21 protein-coding genes are annotated in these 22,069 nt (G+C 61.8%); 18 read left to right on the top strand and 3 right to left on the bottom strand.

Going from position 1 to position 22,069, the window contains the following annotated elements:
• Positions 1-17 precede the first annotated feature (17 nt).
• The gene (locus EPO61_07850) at positions 18-377 is read right to left on the bottom strand and encodes a pentapeptide repeat-containing protein (protein TAJ08809.1); all 360 of its coding nucleotides are present in this window, start codon (positions 375-377) and stop codon (positions 18-20) included.
• A gap of 154 nt (positions 378-531) precedes the next feature.
• Between EPO61_07850 and EPO61_07845 the strand changes: the two genes are divergently transcribed.
• Genes EPO61_07845 through EPO61_07835 form a run of 3 tightly spaced genes read left to right on the top strand, consistent with a single transcriptional unit; the run spans position 532 to position 2,410 of the window.
• Positions 532-1,266, top strand: a complete 735-nt coding sequence (locus tag EPO61_07845) for an A/G-specific adenine glycosylase (GenBank protein ID TAJ08808.1) — start codon at positions 532-534, stop codon at positions 1,264-1,266.
• Positions 1,263-1,682, top strand: a complete 420-nt coding sequence (gene mutT / locus EPO61_07840; GenBank protein TAJ08807.1) for an 8-oxo-dGTP diphosphatase MutT — start codon at positions 1,263-1,265, stop codon at positions 1,680-1,682. Before EPO61_07845 ends, mutT begins: the two co-directional genes overlap by 4 nt.
• A 17-nt stretch (positions 1,683-1,699) precedes the next feature.
• Positions 1,700-2,410, top strand: coding sequence for a hypothetical protein (locus EPO61_07835; GenBank protein TAJ08806.1), 711 nt, complete (start codon positions 1,700-1,702; stop codon positions 2,408-2,410).
• A gap of 21 nt (positions 2,411-2,431) precedes the next feature.
• Here the strand turns inward: EPO61_07835 and EPO61_07830 are convergent, their stop codons facing one another.
• Positions 2,432-3,481 carry a hypothetical protein gene (locus EPO61_07830; GenBank protein ID TAJ08805.1) on the bottom strand — a complete coding sequence of 350 codons (1,050 nt, stop codon included), beginning with the start codon at positions 3,479-3,481 and terminating at the stop codon, positions 2,432-2,434.
• Positions 3,482-3,785: 304 nt separating this feature from the next.
• Here EPO61_07830 and EPO61_07825 point away from each other — a divergent pair, with 304 nt between their 5' ends.
• From EPO61_07825 to EPO61_07790, 8 genes are all read left to right on the top strand, one after another.
• The gene (locus tag EPO61_07825; protein ID TAJ08804.1) at positions 3,786-5,189 is read left to right on the top strand and encodes a hypothetical protein; all 1,404 of its coding nucleotides are present in this window, start codon (positions 3,786-3,788) and stop codon (positions 5,187-5,189) included.
• A gap of 94 nt (positions 5,190-5,283) precedes the next feature.
• Positions 5,284-6,603, top strand: coding sequence for an urea ABC transporter substrate-binding protein (gene urtA / locus EPO61_07820; GenBank protein TAJ09006.1), 1,320 nt, complete (start codon positions 5,284-5,286; stop codon positions 6,601-6,603).
• A gap of 81 nt (positions 6,604-6,684) precedes the next feature.
• Positions 6,685-7,101 (top strand): RidA family protein, encoded by a 417-nt coding sequence (locus EPO61_07815; protein ID TAJ08803.1) that lies wholly within the window; start codon positions 6,685-6,687, stop codon positions 7,099-7,101.
• Positions 7,098-8,699, top strand: a complete 1,602-nt coding sequence (gene urtB / locus EPO61_07810; GenBank protein TAJ08802.1) for an urea ABC transporter permease subunit UrtB — start codon at positions 7,098-7,100, stop codon at positions 8,697-8,699. The genes EPO61_07815 and urtB overlap by 4 nt, the downstream gene beginning before the upstream one ends.
• Positions 8,700-8,793: 94 nt before the next feature.
• The gene (gene urtC / locus EPO61_07805) at positions 8,794-9,951 is read left to right on the top strand and encodes an urea ABC transporter permease subunit UrtC (protein TAJ08801.1); all 1,158 of its coding nucleotides are present in this window, start codon (positions 8,794-8,796) and stop codon (positions 9,949-9,951) included.
• 24 nt (positions 9,952-9,975) lie between these two features.
• The gene (gene urtD / locus EPO61_07800; GenBank protein TAJ09005.1) at positions 9,976-10,785 is read left to right on the top strand and encodes an urea ABC transporter ATP-binding protein UrtD; all 810 of its coding nucleotides are present in this window, start codon (positions 9,976-9,978) and stop codon (positions 10,783-10,785) included.
• On the top strand, positions 10,769-11,479 hold the full coding sequence (gene urtE / locus EPO61_07795; GenBank protein TAJ08800.1) for an urea ABC transporter ATP-binding subunit UrtE: 711 nt from the start codon (positions 10,769-10,771) through the stop codon (positions 11,477-11,479). Before urtD ends, urtE begins: the two co-directional genes overlap by 17 nt.
• Positions 11,480-11,659: 180 nt before the next feature.
• Positions 11,660-13,039: a porin gene (locus EPO61_07790; GenBank protein ID TAJ08799.1), complete on the top strand. Its 1,380-nt coding sequence runs from the start codon at positions 11,660-11,662 to the stop codon at positions 13,037-13,039.
• Here the strand turns inward: EPO61_07790 and EPO61_07785 are convergent.
• A complete protein-coding gene (locus EPO61_07785; protein ID TAJ08798.1) occupies positions 13,036-14,076 on the bottom strand; it encodes an urea transporter in 1,041 nt (346 codons plus the stop codon). The genes EPO61_07790 and EPO61_07785 overlap by 4 nt on opposite strands.
• Before the next feature lie 171 nt (positions 14,077-14,247).
• On the opposite strand from EPO61_07785, the gene EPO61_07780 reads away from it, so the two are divergent.
• From EPO61_07780 to EPO61_07750, 7 genes are all read left to right on the top strand, one after another.
• Positions 14,248-14,550: an urease subunit gamma gene (locus EPO61_07780; protein ID TAJ08797.1), complete on the top strand. Its 303-nt coding sequence runs from the start codon at positions 14,248-14,250 to the stop codon at positions 14,548-14,550.
• Positions 14,551-14,625: 75 nt separating this feature from the next.
• On the top strand, positions 14,626-15,087 hold the full coding sequence (ureB, locus tag EPO61_07775; GenBank protein ID TAJ09004.1) for an urease subunit beta: 462 nt from the start codon (positions 14,626-14,628) through the stop codon (positions 15,085-15,087).
• Between the two features lie 2 nt (positions 15,088-15,089).
• Positions 15,090-16,808 (top strand): urease subunit alpha, encoded by a 1,719-nt coding sequence (ureC, locus tag EPO61_07770; protein TAJ09003.1) that lies wholly within the window; start codon positions 15,090-15,092, stop codon positions 16,806-16,808.
• 133 nt (positions 16,809-16,941) lie between these two features.
• Positions 16,942-17,625, top strand: coding sequence for a hypothetical protein (locus EPO61_07765; protein ID TAJ08796.1), 684 nt, complete (start codon positions 16,942-16,944; stop codon positions 17,623-17,625).
• Positions 17,626-17,660: 35 nt separating this feature from the next.
• A complete protein-coding gene (gene ureG / locus EPO61_07760; GenBank protein TAJ08795.1) occupies positions 17,661-18,329 on the top strand; it encodes an urease accessory protein UreG in 669 nt (222 codons plus the stop codon).
• On the top strand, positions 18,296-19,213 hold the full coding sequence (locus EPO61_07755) for an urease accessory protein UreD (protein TAJ08794.1): 918 nt from the start codon (positions 18,296-18,298) through the stop codon (positions 19,211-19,213). Before ureG ends, EPO61_07755 begins: the two co-directional genes overlap by 34 nt.
• 76 nt (positions 19,214-19,289) lie before the next feature.
• The gene (locus EPO61_07750; GenBank protein ID TAJ08793.1) at positions 19,290-21,926 is read left to right on the top strand and encodes a PAS domain S-box protein; all 2,637 of its coding nucleotides are present in this window, start codon (positions 19,290-19,292) and stop codon (positions 21,924-21,926) included.
• Positions 21,927-22,069: the final 143 nt, after the last annotated feature.

Here is a 22,069-nt window from a genome sequence, read left to right as displayed (position 1 = left end):
GGCTGTCCACAAACGGATCAGCGTCCGCACCGCAGGCGGGTTCCATAGACCAGAGACATGGTGATTTCTTCAGCCGAGAGTTCAGCCGGGAAATAGGCGCCGGAAACCTTGGAGGCGTTGATGCTGGCTCCCTCCAAGCGACAGTGGCGGAAGTCGACGCCGCGCAAGTCTGCCTGCCGGAAATAACAGTCGCTGAAATCAAGCCCCTGAGCGTCGAGCCCACGCAGGTCCACGTTTCGGAAATCGCAGCCGGTCAGATCGGCCTTATCGCCCCCCGCCTTGATGGCGTTGAACTCCTTGATGTTGCCCTCGCGCAGGAGTTGATACATCCGGTCAGGCGGGCACCTGAGTCCGCCTCTGGTTATCGTCGGGGGCATGGGGGTCTCCCTTCAGCAGGCAGCGGCGGCCTGATCAACGCTTCACCCCCTTGTCGGCAGGTTGGGCCGGATTCTTGAGAGCTCTCCTGTGGCAGGCTCGCCCGTTGATTTGGCGGTACCGGCGGAGTATGGTTTGGGCTGGTCGGTGACCCGCATGAAGTCAGCCAAACTCAAGCAAAAGAAAAAGCGCAAACGGGCCAAGAGCGTCGCCCCGTCCGTGCAGGTCGAACCGGGGGCCAAGCGGCGGTTTCAGGCGCGGCTGCTCAAATGGTATCGGGAGCACGGGCGGGACCTGCCTTGGCGGAAAACCTCCGATCCCTATAGGATTCTGGTCTCCGAAGTGATGCTGCAGCAGACCCAGGTGGATCGCGTCATTCCCAAGTACCATGAGTTTCTGGAGCGGTACCCGTCGTTTCGGCATCTGGCCCAGACGCCCGTGGAAGAAGTGCGGAAGACCTGGTACCCGCTGGGCTACAATATCCGTCCCCACCGCTTACACAGCATCGCCTGCGAAACGGTGGCCCGCTATGGGGGGACGCTGCCCAACGATCCGGAGGAGCTGCTCTCGTTCAAGGGGATCGGCCGGTATACGGCCGGAGCCGTCCGGTCCTTTGCCTTCAACGAAGACGCGCCGATCCTGGACACGAATGTGATGCGGGTGTTGCACCGGGTCTTTGTCGGCCAGGGCGATCCCAAGGCGCAAAAGGCCCGGCTCTGGGCCTTGTCCGAGGCGTTGATTCCCAAGGGCAAAGGCTATGACTTCAATCAAGCCTTGATGGACTTCGGCGCCCTCCTGTGCACGGCCCGCGATCCCTACTGCTTGCTCTGTCCGATGAAGTCGTTCTGCAAAAGTTACCCCTTTGACGGACCCGTCGGACGAAAAACGTGAAGCGTGACGCAAGCGACGAGAAACGAACGACAGTCGTTCAAGTTGCGGCCGGCTTGATCGTGCAGGAGGGCCGGTATTTGATCGCACGTCGCAAACCCGGCGTCCATCTGGGCGGCCTCTGGGAGTTTCCGGGCGGCAAGCGGGAAGCGGAGGAATCGTTGGAGGACTGCTTGCGCCGGGAGCTGCGCGAGGAACTGGGGATCGAGGTTGCACAGCCGGTCTTCTATCGGGTCCTCCGCCATGAGTATCCGGAGAAGTCGGTCGAGCTGCATTTCTTCCGCTGTTCGATTCGAGCCGGACAGGCGCGGGCATTGGACTGCGAAGAACTCCGCTGGGTGGCGCCGGAGGAGTTGCGCCGGTTCGAATTCCCCGCAGCCGATCGAGCGCTGCTCGAAGAGCTGATGGCTGAGAGCTGATTGCCGAAGGCTATTCCATGAAAGTCGTGCTCGATATCGAGACTGTGCAGCCGCCCCGCGAAGAATGGGCGCGATTGGTGGGGCTCGCCGGCCCTCCGGCCGGGGACGGGGAGCCGGCCGACGACTTGTTCGCGTCCGCCGAAGCGGACGCGCAAAAGCGCAACGAGGACGAGCAGTACGAACGGGCCTCGTTCGACGGGACCTTCAGCCGGATCGTCTGCATCGGCCTCATTCAACTGTCCGACCAGCTGGACCCGCTGGGGGCCGTGTCCTGGTATGGCGCGAACGAGCAGGAGTTGCTGCGGCAATTCTGGGCCAAGCTGGGCCAACTGCGCCCCTCCTCATTCATCACCCACAACGGCCTGGGGTTCGACCTGCCGTTTATCAAAAAGCGATCCGTCATTCATCAGGTGAAGCCCAGTCTGGAGATCAACCTCGCCAAGTTCAGGACCGAGCCGGTCTACGATACGATGGCCGTCTGGAGCAACTGGGACAATCGGGGCTGGGTCAAGCTGGATGTGCTGGCGCGGGCGCTGAACGTCGAGAGCAAGTCGGGCAGCGGCAAGCAGGTGGCGGAGATGTGGGCCAAGGGTCAGGGCAGGGAGATCGCTGAGTATTGCTTGCAGGACACCTACGTGACCTATGCCTGCTACTGCCGGATGAACTACCGGCCGCTCCTGCCGCGCGACCAGGTGCTGGCGATGAAAGAATTGATCGAGGTGCGGTGAGGTCCGTGCGTCCAGCGGCGCTCAGGGGATCGGTGGCGTAGTCGGCGCAGGAGTCGGCTTCTTTTTCTTCTTCAGCTTCTGTTTCTCTGCATCCTGCTCGGCCAGTTGCTTCCTGATTGCGCGGAGTTCCTCCTTCAGCTCCTGCATCTCCAGATCCTTCTTGATCAAGAGGTCCTTGACGGACTGCATCTCCGAGGCCGAGCCTTCCGCCTGGGCCGGCTGAGGCTGGGCCAGGGCTTTGGCCGGCGCCGGTACGGTTGCTCCCTTCGCCGCGCTTGTATCTTTCGCCGGCAGGGGCCGGGACGAAGGCGCGGCCGGTTGGGCGGGCGCTGCGACCGGCAGTTTGGCCAAAAGCTGGTAGTCGATCACCAGGGTCGTGGCGTCGGAGTCGCCGAAAAAGCCGGACTGCTTGAACGAATCAGGCCGCTTGGCCGCCTCCGGCGTAAACAGGACCTGGAGCCGGTCTAATCCAGTCCGGTCGGGAGTCTGACGGTTCGGCATGTTGATCGCATCGGGCCGCGTCGGCCGATGATGGTATTCCGCCAGCGTGAGGTGCAAGGACAGGCCGTGGACATAGAGACTTCCGGAAGTCGTTTCCGGCTCCGGACCGTAAGGCGGCGACTCGGAAGAGCCCACAGCGGCGCCCTCTCGCTCCTGGTAGGCGATGGGGCTGACCAGATGGGAGACCCGAAACCCCACTTGCTGTGATGCGCTGGCTTGGGCCAGAGCTTTGATCAGAGGCGGGGTGAGGAATGCGACTTCTTCGTCCGTGAACACCCGGGTCGGCTTGGGCTTGCCGTCGAACAGGCCTTGGACCGTACTCTTGTCCCCCACGACCTGGATCCCGCGCAGCGTCTGCGTGATCGTGCTTGCCGGGAGGGTGATGGGATGGGCGGCCTGAAGGGCCTTGTCCGGCAGGGCCTCCAAGTAGACGCGTCCATGCTGGCTGTCGTAGACGATGATCTCCGGGCCTGCGGCCGACACACAGCCGGCCGAAAACAAGCCGGTCAGCACAGCGGCCAGCAGAGACGCGAAGGGCCGTGGAGACCGATGCGAAGGAGGTGGCATCATGTGAGCAGGGCTTGGGTTGGGTTCCGATTCAGTGCGCCGCAGTGTACCACAAAGACCGGGCCGGGCAGAAAGAAAGAATCGGGAAACAAATGGTTGACAGGAATCGGGTGGATTGGTATAAGTGGCGCCCAATACACGTAGGCGCGAGCGCGGCGGACAATGTCGTCCACGCTTTCGGCGTCGACAACGGTGAAGGACAATGGCGTCCTTTTGGTCCACGGCGGACCGGAAGGGCGTTTTTTTTTGCCTTGAAGCCCTCCGGTCTCATTTTCACATTGAACGATTTGGGGATACGGAGGAGGTCATGTTGAAGAGATTTGGTATGTGGGGCGGCATCAGCCTGACGCTGTTGGCCGCAGTGCTCATGGTCGGCGCGGCGCCGGCATTTGCGCAGGAACAGAAGGATGGCGGTCCGAAGCCCATGCTCGAGGAGTTGCACAAGCAGGAGGTGGCGCCGCAGCAAGAAGAAGGAGCCGGGCAGTTGATTCGCAAGGAAGAACCAGCGACGCACCTCTGCGCCGGCTGCCTCTCGGCCATCTACACGGAAGGCAGCAAGGGGAGCATCACCCCCTATGGACGCATCGAGTTGGATGCGATCTATAGCAGCCGCAACAACAACCCCTTGGACCCGGGACAGTTCAACGGATATGCCACGGCGGCCGGCAAGGGCAACAACGCCACCTCGACGCTGAACCCGCGCTACAGCGTATTTGGCCTCCGGGCTGACCGGACCGATGGAAAGCATTCTCTGACCGGTGTGGTCGAGGCGGATTTCTACTCACAGACGGACAACGCGGGCAACATCTCGCCCCGTCTCCGCCTGGCTTTCGTGAAGTATACGAACGACAAGACCAGCCTGACGGCCGGCATGGACTGGACGCCGATCATGTCCTTGCACCCGGACCTGATCGACTTCTCGATCATGGGCTACGGCGGAAACCTCTGGCAACGTCTGCCGCAAGTCACGGTGCGGCACCAATTCAATCAAAACCTCGAGGGCCTGGTGACGGTCATGCGCTTCGAGCGTGGTCTGTCGGCCTGCTGCGGCAATACGCAAACCAGGCCTACGACGATCCCGTCGGCCCAGGTCGGCGGCGGTCCGACCAACGTCGCGCCGTTCAACGACCCGGTGCAGAATCCCTACTATGGAGGCAGACTGGCCTACAGCGGGACCGGGAACCTGCAAGGTTCGATGTTGGCGGCCAGCGTCGGCTATCGGTACTACCGCTCCGCGCCGATTACAGGCAATACGACGTTTCAAGCCGGGCGAGACATCAATTCGTATCTGTTCGGCGTCGAAGCGGTGCATCCGCTCACGAAGAACCTGAAATTCTCCGGCGAAATTGCCTATGGCCAGGCCATGGGGGTGGAGTTCTTCCGCTTCAACCAGGAGTTGAACCTGACGACCGGCAAGCCGGTCCGGGCCCTGGTCGGTTGGGGCCAATTGTCTTATGCTCCGTCGCACTCGCCCAGCACGATCCTGGTCGGCTATGGCTTCGACAATCCCAACAAGAACGACCTGAGCGGCAGCACGACGGCAGCGAACATCCAGTACCTCTCCAACCAACGGATGTATGCGACCTACGTCCGGCCGATCTGGGCCGACTTCTACTTCGGGGCGGAGTTCCAGAACCTCTGGACCCAATGGACCACCATGGAACGGTTCTCGGGCCAGCAGTACAACATGTCCGTGTGGTACAACTTTTGAGAGCGGTACGTGAGTCCTTCGGACTCATCTGAAAGGAGCGACAACCATGGCACCGATTTCCAAGAAGAACGATCAGCAAGTCGAGGGCGGGGACATGACCGGGGTCGGGGAGTCCCGGCGCGATTTTCTGGTAAAAGGCACGAGGGTGGCCGCGGGCCTTGGCGTTGCGGCCCTGCTGGGAGATTTGGGCAACTGGGCCCTCTCCTATGCGGCGGACAAGGAGCCCATCAAGATCGGCGTGCTCCATTCCTTGAGCGGCACGATGGCGATCAGCGAAGTGTCCTTGCGCGATGTGGTCTTGATGGCGGTGGAGGAGATCAACGCCAAGGGCGGTGTGCTGGGCCGCAAGATCCAGCCGGTGGTGGTGGATCCGGCGTCCAATTGGGACCTCTTTGCGGAGAAGGCCAAACAACTCCTGCTGGTGGACAAGGTGGCGGTGACCTTCGGCTGTTGGACGTCGGTAAGCCGCAAGTCCGTGCTGCCGGTCTTCGAGAAGAACAACGGGCTGCTCTTCTACCCGGTGCAGTATGAAGGGGAGGAGTGCTCCCACAACGTGTTCTATACGGGCGCGGCGGTCAACCAGCAGGCGGTGCCGGCCGTGGAATACCTGATGAGCAAGGAAGGGGGCGGGTTCAAGAAGTTCTACCTGCTCGGCACCGACTACGTGTACCCCCGCACGACGAACAAGATTTTGCGGGCCATGTTGCTGGCCAAGAAAGTGCCGGCGGCCAACATCGCGGAAGAGTATACGCCGTTCCACCATCAGGACTATCAGACCATCGTCGGCAAGATCAAGAAGTTCGCCGCGGGGGGCGGGGCGGCCGTGATCAGCACGATCAACGGCGACAGCAACGTGCCCTTCTACAAGGAATTCGCCAATCAGGGATTGCGGGCCGAGGATGCCCCGATCATGGCCTTCAGCGTGGCGGAGGACGAACTGCGCGGAATGGACACGACCGCGCTGGTCGGGCACCTGGCGGCCTGGAACTATTACCAGAGCGTGGATACGCCGCAGAACAAACAGTTCGTGGCCAACTTCAAGGCTTATTGCAAGAAGAACAATCTGCCGGACGGAGACAAGCGGGTTACGGACGACCCAATCGAGGCGGCCTACTTCGGCGTCCATGTCTGGAAGCAGGCGGTCGAGAAGGCCGGCAAGACCGACGTGGATTCGGTGCGGAAGGCCGTGTACGGACAGAAGTTCCTGGCGCCGGGCGGCGAGATCAAGATGGACGAGGCCAATCACCATACGAACAAGCCGGTCCTGATCGGCGAGATCTTGAAGGACGGGCAGTTCAAGACGGTCTGGCGGTCCAAGGGATTGGTGAAGCCTGAGCCCTGGAGCGAATACACGAATCCCGACAAGGGCTGCGACTGGATTAGCCACCAGGGCACCTATCAGAAAAAGGCCTAAGCAGGTCTGAGGGCATCCGGGTGTGGCGCGGCAGTATCTTGTCGCGCCACACCTATGTTGTGAGGCCGGCGTGGGGGGGACATGACGCGGCAAAATATCGGAACGGGAAGCCCGTGGGAATCGAAAATAGGCTATTCGCGTGCGGTCCGGATCGGCGCGCAGGTGTTCGTGTCGGGAACCACGGGGACTGACGACGCGGGCCACATCGTCGGCCAGAACGACGCCTATGCGCAAACCGTCCAGATCCTCAAGAAAATCGACAAGGCGCTTCAGGCGGCCGGCGCCCGGTTGCAGGATGTCGTGCGCACGCGGGTCTACCTGACGCGGATGGCGGATTGGGAAAGAGTCGGCCAGGCGCACGGGGAATTCTTCAGCGAGATTCGCCCGGCTGCGACGGTGCTGGAGGTCAGCCGCCTGATCGCCCCGGAGATGCTCGTGGAAATCGAAGCGGATGCGGTGATGGTTGCATCGCAGTCGGGATCGGGCAAGCCCGCATGAAGAAGGTGTGGTGGATAGTGGTGCTGGCCGTCTTGTGCGGCAGTGTCGTTGGCGTTTGGGCTGAGGAACCGGCCCAAACCGCTCCATCGACTGTGTCGGCTATGATTGATGAGGCGCTCAAGGGCCTGGCCAGCGAAGATGCGGCGGTTCAAGAAGCGGCGGTCCAGACGTTGATTACCCGGGGCGACGCCGGCCTTTTGCCGAAGTTGGAGGCGATGCGGGCGGAGGGAGATCGCAGCTTGCGGATGGCGATCAAGCCGGTCCTGGATCTGCTCAAGAACAAGACGAAACTGACGAGTCAGAAGCAGGAGGATCGGCGTTCGGCGGCAGCCGATTTGGCCACGACCGGTAATCCGATGGCCCTGGTCTGGCTGGAGGCGGCGCTCCCGGCCGAGCAGGACCGGTGGGTCCGCTACCAGATCGAAGAGTCGATCGGCCTGATCAAGCTGGCCGACGCCGACCCGGCCCTCAAGGCGGCGGCCGCAACCAAACTGGGCGAGTTGCATAGTCAGAATGCCGTTCCGGCCTTGAAAGAGCTGGCCGGTTCTTCGACTGGATCAGGCCAGGCTCCTTCGGCGATTCCCGGGCAGGAGCAGGCGGCCGGTTCCGGATCGGGAGATCAGGCACCGGGGCAGGCCCTGGTCGCCAAGGCGGCCGCGGAGGCGATCGAGCGCATCGAAACATGGAGCAGCTGGACCAGCGCCATCGAGACCCTCTTTCGCGGCATCAGTTTGAGTTCGGTTCTGTTGCTGATGGCCCTGGGCCTGGCGATTATTTTCGGGCTGATGGGCGTGATCAACATGGCCCACGGCGAGTTCATGATGCTGGGAGCCTATGCGACGTTTCTGACGCAGGAGGGATTTAAAGCGTGGCTGCCTCCGGGCCTCTTCGACTATTATTTTCTGCTGGCCATGCCCTGTTCGTTCCTGGCGGCCGGCCTGTTCGGCTTGTTGCTGGAGGCGTCGCTGATCCGGTTCCTGTACGGACGTCCGCTGGAAACCCTGCTGGCCACCTGGGGCGTCAGTTTGATCTTGATCCAAGGGGCGCGTGTGGTGTTCGGGGATCTGACGTCGGTTGTGGCGCCGAGCTGGCTCAGCGGAGGGATGCAGTTGATGGTCGGCGTGCAGCTCCCGTACAATCGCATGTTCATCATCGGGCTGGCCTCCGTCTGCGTGCTGGGCATCTACTTCCTGTTGTTCCGCACCGGCGTGGGCTTGAAGGTCCGGGCCGTCATGCAGAACCGGAACATGAGCGCTTGCCTGGCGATTCCGACCCGCAAGGTGGATGCCTACACCTTCGCCTTCGGGTCCGGCCTTGCCGGGCTGGCCGGGTGCGCGCTCACGCTCATCGGCAACGTCGAGCCGGGCTTGGGGCAGAACTACATCGTGGATTCGTTCATGGTCGTGGTAACGGGCGGGGTGGGGAAGTTGGCGGGCACGATCGTGGCGTCGCTGGGGATCGGGGGCTTGAACAAGCTGTTGGAGCCGAGTTTCGGCGCGGTCTACGGCAAGGTGTTCATTCTGGTCCTCGTGATCCTGTTCTTGCAGTGGCGGCCCTCGGGGCTCTTTACGATCAAGGGGCGGCACGTCGAATCATAAATCAGAATCAGTGCTGCGTGTTGAATTTTGAGTTGCGAGTTGATACCTCATCACTCACAATGAACACTTCACCGCAACATGACCCTAGACCAAGATGAGTGAAGAACAGAATGGCGACCACACCACCCAGCGGGGCGAAGGGCTTTCCTTCTGGCTGGTCGGCTTTGTCCTGTTGATCGTCCTGCCTCTGTTGAACGTGCTGCCCGGAACGGATTCTCCGCTGCACGTGTCCGACTTCACCCTGAATCTCTTCGGCAAGTTCCTAGCCTTCGCCATCCTGGCGCTCGGGTTGGATTTGATTTGGGGCTACACGGGCATTCTGAGCCTCGGCCACGGGGTGTTTTTCGGTTTGGGGGCCTATGCGATCGGGATGCATATGATGCTCTCGATCGGGACCGAGAGCGTCTACGGCAGCGCGCTGCCGGATTTCATGGTCTGGAACCAAGTCAAGGAGCTGCCGCTGTTTTGGAGGCCGTTCTCCAGCGCCTGGCTGTCGGTGGCCGCGGCGATCCTGGTCCCGACGATCTTCGCCGCGATCTTCGGATTTCTCGCCTTCCGCAGCCGGATCAAGGGCGTGTACTTCTCGATCATCACGCAGGCCTTGGCCCTGTCGGCCTGGCTGGTTTTCAACCGGAACGAAACCAACCTGGGTGGCACCAACGGGTTGACCGACTTCAAAACCCTCTTCGGGTTCCGCCTGAGCGAACCGGGCACGCAGCGGGCCCTCTATGTCGTGACGGTCTTTTTCCTGGGGGCCGCCTACCTTCTTTGTCGCCGGATCATCAAGTCCCGCACGGGCAAGGTGCTGGTGGCGATCCGTGACAGCGAGCAACGGGTGCTCTTTTCCGGCTATTCCCCGGCCAACTACAAGCTGTTCGTGTTCGTCGTGTCGGCCGCCCTGGCCGGCCTGGCCGGGGCTCTCTACGTACCGCAAGTGGGCATCATTACCCCGGCGCAAATCGGCGTGTTGCCTTCCATCGAGATGGTCATCTGGGTGGCGGTCGGCGGGCGTGGGACGTTGGTAGGCGCGGTGCTGGGTGCGGTCGGCGTCAACCTGGGACGGAGCATCCTGACCAATCATTTCCCCGAGCTCTGGCCGTTTTTCCTGGGCGGGCTCTTTATCGCCGTCGTCTTGTTCTTTCCCGATGGCTGCGTCGGCCTCTTGCGGAAACTGGGTGGCAGCTGGTCGTCGCGGCGAGCCGGCAACGGTTTGGACAAACCGCTCGCGACCTCCGAGCCGGGCCCCCGTTAACGTGGGCATGCGATGAACGGAACCATGCAGGACGAAGAGACAGTGCACGTCGCAGCCGAGCGGGGCTCCATCATTTACCTCGAAGGCGTCACGGTCGACTTCGACGGGTTCAAGGCCCTCCGCGATCTCAACTTCATCGTCAATTATCACGAGCTGCGTGTGGTGATCGGGCCCAACGGGGCCGGCAAGACCACGTTGCTGGACGTGATCTCCGGCAAGGCCAAGCCCCAGTCCGGGCGCGTGATTTTCGGCAGGGACCAGGACTTGCTGCCCCTGCGCGAGAACCAGATCGCCGCGCTGGGCATCGGCCGCAAGTTTCAGACGCCGTCGGTCTTCGGCAACCTGACGGTCTGGGAAAACCTGGAGTTGTCGGTCAAGCGGGCCAGCAAGGGAGTCTTTGCCACCCTTTGGGCCAAGGCTACGAGACAGGAGACCGAGAGGATCGAGTCGGGGCTGGCCACGATCGGGCTGAAGGACAAACGGGGGAGCAGGGCCGGCGCCCTTTCCCACGGCGAAAAGCAGTGGCTGGAGATCGGGATGGTGTTGCTGCAGGACCCGGCGCTCCTGCTGGTGGACGAACCGGTGGCCGGCATGACGGATCAGGAGACAGAACAGACAGGGCAGCTATTGCTCTCGCTCGCGGAAAAACATTCCATCATCGTCATTGAGCACGACATGGAATTTGTGCGACAGATCGCCCGGACTGTCACGGTGTTGCACGAAGGGACGGTGCTCTGCGAAGGGCCGGTGGAGAAAATCCAATCCGACCCGCGTGTGATGGAGATCTACTTGGGCCGGAAAAAAGAGAAGAAAGACGATGCTGCGGCTCGATAACCAGAACGTCTATTACGGCGAGAGCCATATCCTGCGCAATGTGTCGTTGGAGGTGGGCCCGGGCCAGGTCGTCTGTTTGATGGGCCGGAACGGCGTCGGCAAAACGACTCTGCTCAAGACCATCATGGGGCTCCTGAAGTCGCGGACCGGAAAAATGCAGTTCGGCGGCGACGATATTGCGCACGAATCCCCGGATCGGCGCGTGCGGCGTGGCATCGCCTATGTGCCGCAAGGGCGCGAGATTTTTCCGCACCTGACGGTCCGGGAGAATCTCCGATTAGGCTATGAAGCGGGGCCCTTGGCCCAGAACGGCGGTTCGGAGAAAGCCGCCTACGACGAGGTTTTTTCACTGTTCCCGGTTCTCGCGCAGATGCTGGAACGGGCTGGCGGGGTCTTGAGCGGAGGGCAGCAGCAGCAACTGGCGATCGGCCGGGCCTTGTTGTCCAAGCCCAAGCTGCTGCTCCTGGACGAGCCGACGGAAGGGATTCAGCCCTCCATCGTCGAGCAGATCGAAAGCGTCATTGAAAGCTTCAAGGCCGAACGGCGCTTCGCGATCCTGCTCGTGGAGCAGTACATGGAGTTTGCGGCGCGGCTGGCCGACACCTACGTGATCATGGCCAAAGGGGCGGTGGTGGCGTCGGGGCGGGCGGCCGAATTGAGCGAAGAGCAGGTGAAGCAGCATTTGATCGTGTGAGAGGATGGGGCTGGCTGGGCGCCCTCCTTGCTCGCGAAGCCCCCACTTCAGAAAGTGGTCGCTCGACGCGCGCAGTCGAGGGCATCCCAGCCAGCCTTAGAAGCACCACCCCGACGTGATGTGAGAGGTAAGAGAAGAGGGTTGCTCGCAGAACACGCACGATGAAGCGGTGCTCGTTCGATGTGCGCAACCTCGGTCACCGTCGCCCTGTCTAGCGTCCTAGTCTCTCGCCCCAACCCGGGTCCTCCGATCCCTTCCATTTCTATCCGGCTTCAGGCAAGATTCGCGCATTGCGTGGAGGCCCACCTGCGTCGAATCATCCTGTCTCGTCTGAGTTGTTTCTGTGTTTGGACGATCCTCTTTGCCTTGTGCTTTCAGGGGCAAGCTGGTTTCGTTCTGGCTTTGGACGAGCCGGCCAAGGTTGAGGACGGGAGGCGGGATGATCAGGGGCGACAGATCGTTTCCAAGACTCTCGGCATATCCGTCTCCGGCTATCTCGAAGGTTCCTACACCCAGAACTTCAACAACCCTTCCAACGGCATCAACCAACTGCGCATCTTCGACGTCAATGCCAACGAGTTCCGGCCGAACGTCGCCAAGTTCGTGCTCGATCGTGAAGCCCATGCGGATGGAACCGGCTGGGATCGGGCCGGGTTCCACGTCAAGTTCAACGCGGGCAAGGACTCCCAATTTATCGGGGGCACCAACCTCAGTCCCTATGCGGATTTCCAGGAGTTCTATGCCCAGTACGTGCTGCCGATCGGGAAGGGCCTGGATATCAAGGCCGGTCGCATCAATACCCTGATCGGCTTCGAGGGCCTGGAGAGTCCGGAAAACCCGAACTATTCACGGTCCTGGCTGTTCGGGCTGGGCCAGCCCTTCACGACGTTCGGGCTGCGGGCTTCCTATGAGTTCAGCAAGCAGGTTTCTTTTTCGATCGGCGGGATCAATTCGATCACCTCGGCGACCGGGGACTCCACGAACAAGCCGATGGTGGAGTCCGCCCTCGTGCTGACGCCGACCGAACGATTCAAGGCGACCTTCTATGGACTCTTCGGGCCGAGACCGGGGCAGCGTCCGAGGTCGGAGGGGAATCGTGTTCTTGGCGGAGGGTTCTTGAGTTACCAGCTCACGGAGAAGGCGTCGATGGTTCTGGAAGCCTATTACGCCAACCAGGAGCGGGCCAGCGATCTCAGTCGGGGAGGGAATGCGCGCTGGGACGGGGTGGCCGGCTATTTCATTTATGATGTGACGAAGCAGTGGGGATTCAGATTCCGGTCCGAGGTCTTCGAGGACGCAGGCGGATTCGTCTCCTGCAACGGAACCGAATCCTTCCCCAAAGCCAACGTCTGTTTCGGCGCGACGCAGAATCGAACGTCCCGTGACGTGGCTCAGACCCTCTGGGAAACCACCGGCACCCTCCAGTACCGCCCCTTCGCGTCGCTCCTCACCCGCCTGGAGTACCGGTACGACAAGTCCGACCGGAATGTCTTTCAGCAAGGCAATCGTGCAACCAATTACCAGCCGACGCTGACGCTGGACGTCGTCTATTTTTTCTAGCCGTTCTGGCGGCGCGCGAGATGGTCTTCGGGCCTCGTGGCCTCGGCCGGCACGATCGGCCTAAGCGCCGTGAAGCTCGGTGCGGCCAGGAGCATCAGCCAGGTGACGAACACGAAGGCGGAGGTGAGCACCGGCATGCCCGTCGGTTCCAGAAAGATGCCCATCGAGGCCCAGACCCGGGCCGTGACCAGAATGCCCAGGACCGTGTAGAGGAACCCGGACCAGTTCAAAACCAGGAAGAGGCCGCCGAGGGCCATGGCGGTGAGCGAGGCGTTGTAGCCGAACAGCCCGTCGCGGATCGCGTTGTCGTGCGCTCCGTAGACCACGGCGACCCCGACGGCGAGGGTCGAGCCCAGGAGGGCCATGCCGGCGCCGATCCTGCTATTGATCGCAATGCCAGCCAGGATGATCACGCCTGACACCCAATCGTCCTGGAAAAAGATTTCCGCGATGCCGTTGGTGATCCCATAGAACCAGGTCCCCCAGGTATAGTCCGGCCTGGGGCCGGTAAAGTCCGCGGGGGAAGTGGGTTTGAGTGCGGAGGACACATCGATGGTGCTGAACTGCAGGAGGGCGCCCAGGAACCACCAGCCTGACAGGACGAAGGGCATGGTAAGGCCTGGAACCCTGTGTTGTCCCAGCAGGGAGCCGAACGCTGGGACGAGCGCGGAGGTGAACGCCGCACTGACGACGATATAGGACCAGAGATACCAGTTGGGCAGGTTGCCGTGGGCGAAGTCCTGGCTGGTATAGGCAACCAGGGCCAGGGCGATCAAGGCGCCGTTGAACCCGAACAGGCCATCCTTGATCAGCCCCTTATCGGCTTTGAAGCCAAGGGCGGTCAGGGTGCCGACGATCGTGCCGAGCAGGCAGACCACCCCGTAGATCCAGGAGTTGTAGAAGATCGCCGCGAGAATCACTGCGCCGGAGAGCGGATTGTTCTGGAACACGACTTGGCCGATCCCGCGCAGCACCCAATCCGCGATTCCAAAGTTCGGATGGTCTCGGAATCGGTCTTGGAACGGTCCCTGCGTCATCGCTGCTCCTGCGGTTGGCGGTCCTGCTGCGCCAAGGGCTCCCACTCTAGGTAATCGGCGGGGAGGGGTCAAGAACTATGGGGTTGGCAAGTTGACTGAGGTGGGTAGAAGTGATAGTTTTCGCACGCCGCCCGCGATCATCCAACTGCCAGTTTTTGGGGAAGAAAGCCTATGCATTTGACACCGCGAGAACAAGAAAAGCTCTTGATCTATGTGGCGGCGCAACTGGCCAAAGAGCGCAAAGCCCGCGGATTGAAGCTCAACCACCCGGAGGCAGTGGCCTATATTACGGCGGCTCTGCTGGAGGGGATCAGGGATGGGCGGACCGTGTCCGACCTGATGAGTTATGGGGCCACGCTCCTGGCCAGGGCCGATGTCATGCCGGGAGTGCCGGAGATGATTCATGATATCCAGGTCGAAGGGACCTTTCCAGACGGAACGAAGTTAGTCACAGTTCATGAACCAATTAGATGATAAATAGAATGTAACGGTTGAGCTAGTTATGTCCTTGCGAGGCGAGGTCTGGCGATGAAGAAACCGGTGAAGAAAATGAAAGCCAAGCCGTCGGCCAAGGTTCAGGCCAAGGCTTCCCGGCCGGCTCCCTCTCACAAAGCCCCGCAACCGGCCGATGTGATTCCGGGGGAGATCATCCTGGGAACGGGCGACATCGTCGCCCTGCAAGGGCGTCGCACGGTGGAGGTCACGGTGGCGAATGTGGGGGACCGGCCGATTCAGGTCGGGTCGCACTGTCACTTTTTCGAGGTCAACCGATCGCTCAGGTTTGACCGAGAGAAGACCTACGGCTTCCGGCTCTTGGTTCCGGCCGGGACGGCGGTGAGGTTCGAGCCGGGAGAGGAGAAGCAGGTGACGCTTATAGCCCTCGGCGGCAATCGGGTGGCCTATGGCATCAACGGGCTGACCCATGGCCGTCTGGACGATCCGCAGGTGAAGGCCCAGGCCATGGCCCGCGCGGCTGAACGGGGCTTTCTCGTGAAGGGAGCGCGCCCATGAAGATTCCTCGCCGCCAATATGCAGACCTCTACGGGCCGACCGCCGGGGACCGGATTCGCCTGGCCGACACGGAGCTGATCGTCGAAATCGAGAAGGATCTCACGACACCTGGCGAAGAGGCCAAGTTCGGGGGCGGTAAAGTCATTCGGGACGGGATGGGGCAATCACCTGCGGCCACCCGCGCCGCCGGCGCGTTGGACCTCGTGATCACGAACGCGGTGATCCTGGACCATTGGGGCATCGTGAAGGCGGACATTGGCATCAAGCACGGGCGCATTTCCGCCATCGGCAAGGCGGGCAATCCGGACTTGATGGATGGAGTGACGCCGGGGATGGAAGTCGGCGCCGCCACGGAAGTCCTTTCGGCCGAAGGCAAGATCGTGACGGCCGGTGGCATGGATACCCACATCCATTTCATCTGTCCGCAGATCATCATGGAAGGGCTGGCCAACGGCCTCACGTCGCTGATTGGCGGAGGGACCGGGCCGGCCACGGGGACGAACGCCACGACTTGCACGCCAGGCGCCTGGAACCTCCACCGGATGCTGGAGGCGGCCGACGGATTCCCCATCAACCTGGGATTTCTGGGCAAGGGGAACTCGTCGCTTCCCGAAGGGCTCAACGAACAGATCGAGGCAGGCGCGATCGGACTCAAGCTCCACGAGGATTGGGGGACGACGCCCGCGGCCATCTCCACCTGTCTGGACGTGGCCGAGCAGTATGACGTGCAAGTGGCGATTCACACGGACACGCTGAACGAAGCCGGGTTCGTCGAGGATACGATCAAGGCCTTCGCCGGCCGGACGATCCACTCGTTCCACACGGAGGGGGCGGGCGGCGGCCACGCGCCGGACATCATCAAGGTTTGCGGCGAACCGAACGTGCTGCCCTCGTCCACGAACCCCACCATGCCCTTTACCGTCAACACGATGGACGAGCACCTGGACATGCTCATGGTCTGCCACCATCTCCACCCCCGTGTGCCGGAAGACATCGCCTTTGCCGAGTCCCGCATCCGGCGGGAGACGATCGCCGCCGAGGACATCCTGCACGACATGGGCGCCATCAGCATCATGTCGTCTGATTCGCAGGCGATGGGGCGGGTCGGAGAGGTGATCATCCGCACCTGGCAGACGGCACACAAGATGAAGCTGCAACGCGGGCACCTCAAGGGCCCAGGCGAAGGGGCCGGCGTCACGCACGATAATTTTCGCGCCAGGCGGTATGTGGCCAAATATACGATCAATCCTGCGATTACCCATGGCGTCGCCCACGAAGTCGGCTCGGTCGAAGTGGGCAAGCTAGCCGATCTGGTCCTCTGGAAACCGGCCTTCTTCGGGGTCAAGCCGGAGATCGTGGTGAAGGGCGGATTCCCCATGTCCGCGGCGATGGGCGACCCCAATGCCTCGATCCCGACGCCGCAGCCGGTGCTCACCAGGCCCATGTTCGGGAGCTTTGGGCGGGCGCTGTACAGCACCAGCCTGACGTTCATGTCGCAGGCGGCGTTGGACCGGGAAGTGCCCAAGACCTTGGGCCTCCAGAAACGGCTGGCCGTCATCAAGAAATGCCGAGGAATCGGCAAGCGCGATCTGAAATTGAACGACGCGCTGCCCAGGATCGAAGTGGACCCGGAGACCTACGTGGTTCGTGCCGACGGGCAGAAGCTGTCCTGCGAGCCGCTGGCATTGCTTCCGATGGCACAACGTTACTTCCTCTTTTGACGGATGCTGAAAAAGGCCTCCAACTTTGTTCTCGGTCGCTCGTCTCCCTGCGACGTATTGCAAAACGTACGTCTCAGTCGCCGAACTCCCTGCGGCCTCGGTGGATGACCTTTTTGAGCATCCTTTGAAAAAAATGAACACCCTTTCACTCCTGCGCGGCATCCGGTTCGTGGATAGTTTTTTCCCGGCCGGCGGGTTTGCCTACTCGTCAGGCCTGGAGGCGGCGGTGCAAGGCGGGGCGGTGAAGGATTCCGAAGGCCTTTCGCGCTATGTTGAGGAACTTTTTACCACTGGGATGGGGACCCGCGAAGCGGTCGCGGTTGCGAAGGCGTGGCAAGGGGCAAGAGGCAAGGGACAAGGGGCGTGGGAGGCCGATCAGGCATTGGACGCGATGATGACCGGGAGGGAAAGTCGGATTGCCAGCCGGCAGATGGGACGCCAAGTGCTCAGGGGAGCGGTGGTGGAAGACGGCGCGTCTCCGGTCATTCGAACGTATCTCCGGGAAGTTGAGGCCGGTCGCGCGCCCGGACACCTGGCGGTCGCGCTTGGGTTGGTGTTGGGCGAAACAGGATGGACGAGGGAGCAGACGGTGACGGCGTTCCTGTACCAGCAGGCGGTCGGGTTCGTGTCCGCGTCGCTCAAGCTGCTTCCGATCGGCCAACGCGAAGGCCAGCGGTTGCTGACCGCCTGGGCTCCGATGATCAGCCGTCTGAGCCGTCGCGCCGTCGTTGACGCGACCATGACCGCCTGGACACCGGTACAGGACATCCATGCCATGAGGCACAGTCGCCTTGCGTCGCGATTGTTCCGTTCTTAACCGATCACATTTCACTATTCACCAATCACAATCCTATGAGCGGACATCATCACGACCACCATCATGAGGGCAACGGCAAACCCACGCTGGCCCGTGCCAACAAGATCCCTACGTTCGGGATCGGCGGCCCGGTCGGTTCCGGCAAGACGGCCCTTGTCGAGGCGCTCTGCCGCAAGCTGCGGGACAGCCACAGTATCGGCGTGGTCACGAACGATATTTTCACCAAGGAAGACGCGGAATTCCTCACGCGGCGCGGCGTCCTTCCTCCGGAGCGCATCCTGGGCGTGGAAACAGGCGGCTGTCCTCATACGGCGATCCGCGAGGATGCCTCGCACAATCAGGAAGCGTTGGACGATCTGGTGAGGCGGTTCCCGGATGTCCGCGTATTGTTCATCGAAAGCGGCGGCGACAACCTGGCCGCGACGTTCAGCCCCGAGCTCGTGGACTATACCATCTATGTGATCGACGTGGCGGCGGGCGACAAGATTCCGCGCAAGGGCGGACCCGGGATCACCAGATCGGACCTGCTCGTGATCAACAAGATCGATCTGGCCCCGCACGTACGGGCCGACCTCTCCGTGATGGACCGTGACAGCAAGAAGATGCGCGAGAGCCTGCCCTTTATCTTCACCAACCTGCCGACCGGTCAGGGATTGGACCAGGTGGTGGAATGGGTGCGGGCGCGTATTCCAGCGAATCGCTGAAAGGGCCGCGATACATGGGGCGCCAGGCCGTTCATGCCGACTCCTTGCGCTCGGTCGGCCGGATCGGCGCACTGACCCTCCGCTATGAGCAGCGTGATCGGACGACCGTCCTGACCCATTCCCGCTGCCACACTCCGTGGCACTTGTCGCCGCCCATTCGACTTGACGACACAGGCTGCGCTTACCAGCCGTTGTTGAACCCCTCCGGCGGGCTGGTCGGGGGAGACCGGCTCTCGCTCGACGCCGGACTGGGCCCGGATACCCACGTAATCTTTTCGACTCCCTCCGCGAACCGCGTCTACCGGTCCCTGTCGGAGCCTTCGGCGCAACTCGTCGACCTGTCCGTCGGGGAGCGGGCCATTCTCGAATGGGTTCCGGACCTCACGATTCCTTTCGCCGGGGCCCGCTACCGGCAGGCCATTCATGTCCGGCTGGAGCCGGGCGCGACGCTGCTGCTCTGGGATGCCTTGGCCTGCGGCCGCATCGCCAGGGGCGAGCGCTGGGCCTTCACCAGGCTGGAGAATGAGATTCGCATTGCCATGGCCGATGGCCGCTCGTTGGTCGAGCGGTACGATCTCGACGGTGTCAGAGGGCCATATCGAACGGGACTCGCTCGGAGTTGGGACTATGTCGCGTCGCTCTATCTGGTCGGCGATTCGGTCGACGCCGAGCGCTGGAAGAGATTGGAGGAGGAACTGGCGCTGATCCTGGATGAGCATCCGGAGGAGGTCTTGGGCGGCGTCTCAGAACCGGCCGTGCCGGGCCTGGCCGTCAAGCTGCTGGCCTGCTCGGCTCCGGCCCTGGCCCGGACGTTCACCGCCCTCTGGGCTGCGGCGCGGTTGTGCTTGTGGAATCGCCCCATGCTGGAGCTGCGCCGTTACTGAACCGACAGGGTTTTGACGCGGTGTGCATGCGCGGCTATCATGATTCGCCTATCGTGCGGTTCGTCCCGGAGGGGGCATGCCAGAACTTGAGCGGCAGTATCAACTCCTCTTCGACCAGAATCCCCAACCCATGTGTGTCTTCGACATGGAGACCCTCGCATTCCTTGCCGTGAACGATGCCGCGGTGGCCCATTATGGCTACTCTAGAGAGGAATTTCTCGGCATGACGGTCCTGGACATTCGTCCGCCTGAGGATGTTCCCGCCTTGTTGGCATACTTCTCGAAAACTCCGGTCGGGTTGGTCGAAGCGGGGGAATGGCGGCATCGAAAAAAGGATGGCACGATCATCGATGTCGCGATCACTGCGACTCGGCTGCAACTGCAAGGCAGGCGGGTCACTGTCGCCTCGATCCAGGACGTCACCGAGCGTAAACGGGCCGAAGAGGCGTTGCGTTTCAGCATACAGCAATTTACGAGCGCCTTCGAGCATGCCGCGATCGGCATGGCGCTCGTGTCGCCGACCGGCCGCTTTCTCAAAGTGAACCGATCCCTGTGCGAGATCACGGGGTACTCGGCGGAAGAATTGACGCAGACGACGTTCCAGGACATTACGCACCCCGAGGACCTCGAGCGCGACCTTGCGCATGTGCGTCAGATGTTGGCCGGGGAGATTCGTTCGTATCAGATGGAGAAACGGTATTTCCATAAGGGAGGGCACATCGTCTGGATTCTCCTGAGCGTGTCGCTGGTGCAGGATGCGCAGGGGCAGCCCGTCCATTTTATTGGCCAGATCCAAGATATCACCGGACGCAAGCTGGCGGAAGACAGGTTGCGGGAAACTCAAAGCCGCTACCGGAATATCATCGAAGCGACCTTCGATGCGATCGCGATCCATGAGAACGGAGTGATACTTGAAGCCAACGAAGCCTACGCCAAGATGTTCGGCTATACGGTTCCCGAAGTCATCGGGAAGCATGTGCTCGACTTTGTGGCGCCCGAATCGAGGACACTGGTTAGTGAGAGCGTCCGCGAAGCGCTGGAAGCCCCGTATGAGGCGGTGAAAGTCCGTAAAGACGGCACCCTTTTGTTTTGCGAGGTCATTAGCCGGACCTACGAATATCAGGGACGAAAGGCCCGCCTGGCCGCCATCCGCGATATTACCGCCCGTAAAAAAGCTGAAGCGGAGGCGGGGCGTGTGCAGGCGCTGCTCGGCTCCATCGTCGAACACAGCCCCAACATGTTCTTCGTCAAGGATGCCCAGGATCTCCGCTTCGTGCTGTTCAACAAAGCCGGCGAGGAACTGGTGGGGTACAAGCGGGAGGAGATGATCGGCAAGAACGACTATGACTTCTTTCCCAAAGACGAAGCCGATTTCTTTACCGCCAAGGATCGGGAAGTGTTGGCCAGCGGACGGTTGCTCGAAATACCGGAGGAGCCGATCCAGACCCGGCACAAGGGGCTGCGGTATCTGCGCACGCTGAAAGTTCCGATCCTGGATCAGGAGGGGCGCCCCAGGTATTTGTTGGGCCTCTCGGAAGACATCACCGACCGCAAGCATTTGGAAGAGCAGCTCCGTCAGTCGCAAAAAATGGAGGCGGTCGGGCAGCTTGCCGGGGGCGTCGCCCACGACTTCAATAACCTGCTGACCGGTATTCTCGGATATTGCGACCTGGCCCTGGAACGGATCGGCGAACAGGATCCGCTGCGATCCGACATGGGGGAGATCAAAAAAGCCGGGGACCGGGCCGCGGCCTTGACCCGTCAGTTGCTGGCCTTCGGTCGTCGCCAGGTCCTGCAACCCAAAGTGCTGGATTTGAACCTGGTGGTGGCCGATCTTGAGCGGCTGCTCCGTCGTCTGATCGGCGAGCACATCGAATTGGGCACGCGGCTGGCTCCTGCCTTGGGACAAGTCAAGGCCGATCCGGGACAGGTGCAACAGGTTCTCATGAACGTGGTGCTCAACGCGCGGGACGCCATGCCCCAGGGCGGACGCTTGACGATCGAAACGGCCAACGTCCAGGCCGGTCGGATCGGACCGAATCGGCATGGCTCCGTGCAGCCTGGCCCGTACGTGATGGTCGAGGTTGCCGACACCGGTTGCGGGATGGATGCGGGGACCTTGGAGCGGATCTTCGAGCCGTTCTTTACGACCAAGGAGACCGGGAAGGGAACGGGTCTGGGACTCTCTACCGTGTACGGAATCGTCATCCAGAGCGGCGGGTGTCTTGAGGTGCAGAGCGAACCTCGCCGCGGCACGAAGTTCACGATCTACCTGCCCTTCGTGGAAGAGGCGGCCGGAGACGTTCAGGGCATACAGGCGCCGGAGGTCACCGCAGGGACAGGGACGGTGTTGTTGGTGGAAGACGAAGACATCGTTCGCAATATGGTCCGATCCGTTCTCGACCAGAACGGATATCGGGTCTTGGAAGCTCGCGGAGGCAACGAAGCCGTCCGTCTCGCGCAGCAACACGAAGGGACGATTCACCTATTGCTGACCGATGTGGTCATGCCCCTGATGAGCGGGCCGGAGGTGGTGCGCCGCCTGTTACCCCTCCGACCGGACATGAAGATTCTTTTTATGTCGGGCTATGCCGGCGAAGATGTGTTGGCTCATGGCCTGTCGGGCAAGGGAAACGTGTTCCTGCAAAAGCCGTTCACGCCCTCGGTGCTGCTCAGCAAGGTGCGGGAGACGCTCCTCTCGACGAGCACCTGACTCAGGCCGTCCCGACCCTGCATCGGTGCGGCGGCCCCGGCTACCAAATGTCCAGGCCCATCAGGACGATGCCGACGACCAGCCAGCCCAGCAGCCCCACCGAGATGATCCGTTCGACGCTCATGCCGGTTCCCTCGCCAGGA

This window comes from Nitrospirota bacterium (assembly GCA_004296885.1).
GTDB lineage: Bacteria > Nitrospirota > Nitrospiria > Nitrospirales > Nitrospiraceae > SYGV01.
The sequence above is the reverse complement of the archived record's forward strand: the minus strand, read 5'-3'. Positions and strand labels throughout refer to the sequence as shown.